Annotated in this window: 1 protein-coding gene; it reads left to right on the forward strand. The window is 65.1% G+C overall.

All coding sequences use genetic code 11. The annotated features are described in order from the left end of the window. Positions 1 to 4,726 (forward strand): non-ribosomal peptide synthetase (locus tag GA0061098_RS43160; RefSeq protein WP_129591136.1); only part of this gene is annotated, 4,726 nt, incomplete at both ends.

Raw genomic sequence — 4,726 nt, forward strand, 5'->3', positions numbered from 1 at the left:
GCGATGGCTGCCGATGCGCAGCAAGAGGTCCACCGCATTGAGCTGCTCTCGACTGCCGAGCGCACGTATCTGCTGGAGGAGCTGAACCGGACGGCGGCGCCGTACCCTGCGGAGCGGTGCATCCACGAGCTGTTCGAGGCGCAGGTGCACAAGGCGCCGGATGCGCTGGCGGTGGTCTGCGATGATGAGCGGCTGAGCTATGGCGAGCTCAATGCGAAGGCCAACCGCCTGGCGCATCACCTGATCGCCCTCGGGGTCAGGCCGGACCAGCCGGTTGCGATCTGCGTCGAGCGCAGTCCGATGATGGTGGTGGGGCTTTTGGCAATCCTGAAGGCCGGCGGGGCGTATATGCCGCTGGACCCGGCCTATCCGTCGGCGCGGCTGCATCAGGTACTCGACGATGCGGCGCCGCGGCTGCTGCTGGCCGATGTGGCCGGCCGTGCCGCCTTCGGGTCGGATGTGCCGGCCAATGTGAGCGTGGTGGAGCTCGATGCTGCGGCGCCGGCCTGGGCCAGCCTGCCGGAAGAGGACCCTGACCCGCGCGCGCTCAGCCTGACCTCCCGCAATCTCGCCTATGTGATCTACACCTCGGGATCCACGGGCACGCCCAAAGGGGCACAGAACGAGCATCGGGCTATCGTTAATCGCCTGATCTGGATGCAGAACGCCTATGGTCTGGAGGCAACAGACGTCGTGTTGCAGAAGACGCCATTTAGCTTCGATGTCTCGGCTTGGGAGTTCTTTTGGACTTTGCTTGAAGGGGCAACGCTGGTCGTGGCGCCGCCCGGTGCGCACAGAGATCCCGATGCATTGGTCGACTTGATCGTCAGCCAGCGCATCACGACAGTTCACTTCGTGCCATCCATGCTGGTCAGCTTTTTGGATGCGAAGAGTATTGACCGCTGCACATCGCTGCGGCGGGTTTTATGCAGCGGCGAGGCGCTCCCTGCCGCCAGTGTGCATCGGGTTCGGCGCGTATTGCCCTGGACGGCCCTGCACAATCTCTACGGTCCGACTGAGGCCGCGATCGATGTTACATCCTGGAGCTGCCCGGCTGGATTTGATGAGGCTATCGTCCCGATTGGCCGTCCTATTGCCAACACGCGGATCTACTTGCTGGATGGTCATGGCGGGCTGGTGCCGTTCGGTGCGGTGGGGGAGCTCTGCATTGGCGGGGCGGGGGTGGCGCGGGGCTACCTGAATCGCCCTGAGCTGACAGCCGAGCGGTTCATCCCCAGCCCCTTTGTCGAGGGCGACCGGCTGTACCGGACCGGCGACCTTGCACGTTATCTGCCGGACGGCAATATTGAGTTCCTGGGCCGCAACGACGATCAGGTGAAGATCCGCGGCTTCCGAATCGAACCGGGCGAGATCGTAGCAAAGCTTTGCGGCCACGCCTGCGTGCGCGAGGCGGTGGTGGTCGCGCGCAAGGATGGTCGCGGCGAGCAGCGCCTCGTTGCGTATGTCGTTGCCACAGAGGCTGAGGAATCTGATCTTGCCGGCGGTTTGCGAGCGCATGTGAGTGCGGGGCTGCCGGACCACATGGTGCCGAGTGCGTTCGTGCGGCTGACGGCGCTTCCGCTGACGCTGAACGGTAAGCTCGATCGAAACGCGCTGCCGGCCCCGGGCGACGAGGCGTATGCGCGCCGGACCTACGCGCCCCCACAGGGTGAGATGGAGACGGTGCTGGCGCAGATCTGGGCCGAGCTGCTGGGGCTGGAGCGGGTCGGACGGGACGACAACTTCTTCGAACTGGGAGGACACTCGCTCTTGGCCGTGCAGATGATCGAGCGTTTACGGCGGCGGTCACTGCGCATCGAGGTGCGCACCTTGTTCGTCAAGCCGGTGCTGGCGGATCTGGCTGCAAGCCTGGGCCGCCATCACGAAGTGGCGGTCCCGGCCAACCTGATCACCGAGCGGAGTGCGGCGATCACGCCGCAGATGTTGCCGCTGATCAAGCTGACGCAGAGCGAGATCGACCGGATCACCGCCACGGTACCCGGCGGGGTTTGCAACATCCAGGACATCTACGGCCTGTCGCCGCTGCAGGACGGCATCCTGTTCCATCATCTGTTGGCGACAAAGGGCGATCCGTACCTGCTGGTATCGCAGATGGCGTTTGCCGAGCGTGGGCTGCTCGATCGCTATCTTGCCGCGGTCCAGCGGGTGGTGGATCGGCATGACATCCTGCGTACCTCGTTTGTCTGGGAGGGATTGTCGCGGCCGGCCCAGGTGGTTTGGCGGCAGGCGCAACTGGAGGTGATCGAGGTCCAGCTGGATGGCGCTCATGGCACTGGAGCCGAGCAGCTCAGGCAGCAGTTTGACCCACGTCGGCACCGCATCGAGCTTGGCCGGGCGCCACTGCTGCGGTTTGTGATAGCGCGCGAGCCCGGCAGCCCGCGCTGGCTGCTGCTGGAGCTGCAGCATCATCTGATCGGTGATCACACGACGCGGGACGTGATGCATGCTGAGGTCCGGGCCGAGCTGGCGGGGCGCCAGCATGAGCTGACCGCGCCGCAGCCATTCCGCAATCTGGTGGCGCAGGCGCATCTGCGCCGTGATGCCAAGGCCGATGAAGCGTTCTTCCGGGAGCTGCTGGCCGACATCGACGAGCCGACCACGCCCTTCGACTTGAGCGAGGTGCGTGGCGACGGCGGCGGGGTTCTAGAGGCGCATCGGATGCTGCCGTCAGCGCTCCATGCGAGGCTGCGCGAACAGGCGCGGCGGCTGGGCGTCAGTCTGGCGAGCCTCTGCCATCTGGCGTGGGGACAGGTGGTGGCGCGCAGCAGCGGGCGCGAGCAGGTGGTGTTCGGCACGGTGCTGTTAGGCCGGCTGCAGGGCAGCGCTGGCGCCGACCGCGCCATGGGGCTGTTCATCAATACCCTGCCGCTGCGGCTTGATCTCGATGAGACCGCCGTCGAGGCGAGCGTGCGGATGACGCACGCCCGGCTGGCCGACCTGCTGGCACATGAGCATGCCTCGCTGGCGCTGGCACAGCGCTGCAGCGCTGTTGCGGCGTCGGCACCGCTGTTCAGCTCGCTGTTGAACTACCGTCACAACACGGCGCCGGCTGTGCCCGGCTCCGGGACGGATGATGTCTTGTCGGGCATGGAATGGCTGGGTGGGGAGGAACGCACCAACTATCCCCTGACCCTGTCGGTGGAGGATTTTGGCGAGGCGCTCGGGCTGACGGTGCAGGTGGCGGAGCCAATCTCGGCGGATCGGATCTGCAGCTACATGCAGCGGGTGCTCGAGCAGCTGGCAAAAGCGCTGGAGCATGCCCCGGATACGCCGGTACGCGAGCTGGACATCTTGCCGGCTGAGGAGCGCACCTATCTGCTGGAGGATCTGAACCGGACGGCGGAGGCCTATCCATCGGACCGGTGCGTCCATGAGCTGTTCGAGGCGCAGGTGCAAAAGGCGCCGGAGGCGGTGGCGCTGGTCTGCGAAAACGAGCGGCTGAGCTATGGCGAGCTCAATGCCCGGGCCAACCGCCTGGCGCACCATCTGATCGAGCTCGGGGTCAAGCCGGACCAGCCGGTTGCGATCTGCCTCGAACGCAGTCCGGCGATGGTGGTTGGTGTCTTGGCGATTCTCAAGGCTGGCGGTGCCTATCTGCCGCTGGACCCAGCCTATCCCAGCAAGCGGCTGCAGCAGGTTGTCCAGGATGCCGCGCCGCGGCTGCTGCTTTGCGACGTCGTCGGTCGCGCAGCACTCGGCCCCGCGTTGCTGACCGATGTGACGGTCATCGATCTGGAGACGGCCACGCCCGCCTGGGCCGAACGGGCGGCTTCAAACCCTGACCGGCGCACGCTTGGCCTCACATCGGGCCATCTCGCTTATGTGATCTACACCTCAGGCTCAACCGGAACCCCAAAGGGGGTCATGGTCCAGCATCAGGCCTTGGTCAATCTGCTGTCGGCTCAGGTCGGCCTCTTTGGCGCTTCTTCCAACAGCCGCATCGTGCAGTTCGCCTCCATTGCTTTTGATGCAAGCGCTTGGGAGCTTGTTATGGCGTTTGGTTCGGGAGCCGCATTGCATTTGCCTGCGGATGAGCTCCGTCAAGCGAGTAACAAGCTATCGGATTATCTCCAAAGCGAAGCCATCACCCACGCGACGTTACCCCCAGCGTTGCTTCAGACAAGCAAGGATCCGGAACGTTTGGCTGCGCAAGTTCTCATTCTTGCTGGAGAGCTGCCGAAGCCCGAACTCATCCGAAGTCTGACCCCAGCATCAATTGTCAACGCTTATGGCCCGACCGAGGCGACAGTCTGCGCGACGATCTGGACTTGCCCGGCTGATTTCAATGGGGCGTTGGTCCCGATCGGGCGTCCAATCGCCAACACGCGGGTGTACCTGCTGGATGGTCATGGCGCGCCGGTGCCGTTCGGCGCGGTGGGCGAGCTTTACATTGGCGGGGCGGGGGTGGCACGGGGCTACCTGAACCGCCCTGAACTGACAGCCGAGCGGTTCATCGCCAGTCCCTTTGTCGAGGGCGATCGGCTGTACCGGACCGGCGACCTGGCACGTTATCTGCCGGACGGCAATCTTGAGTTCCTGGGCCGCAACGACGATCAGGTGAAGATCCGCGGCTATCGCATCGAGCCGGGCGAGATCGTAGCAAAGCTTTGCGAGCACGCCTGGGTGCGCGAGGCGGTGGTGGTGGCGCGCCAGAACGGCCCCAGTGACAAGCATCTGATCGCCTATGTCGTCTGCGCGCCCGAGG

It is taken from the genome of Bradyrhizobium shewense (assembly GCF_900094605.1).
Classification (GTDB): domain Bacteria; phylum Pseudomonadota; class Alphaproteobacteria; order Rhizobiales; family Xanthobacteraceae; genus Bradyrhizobium; species Bradyrhizobium shewense.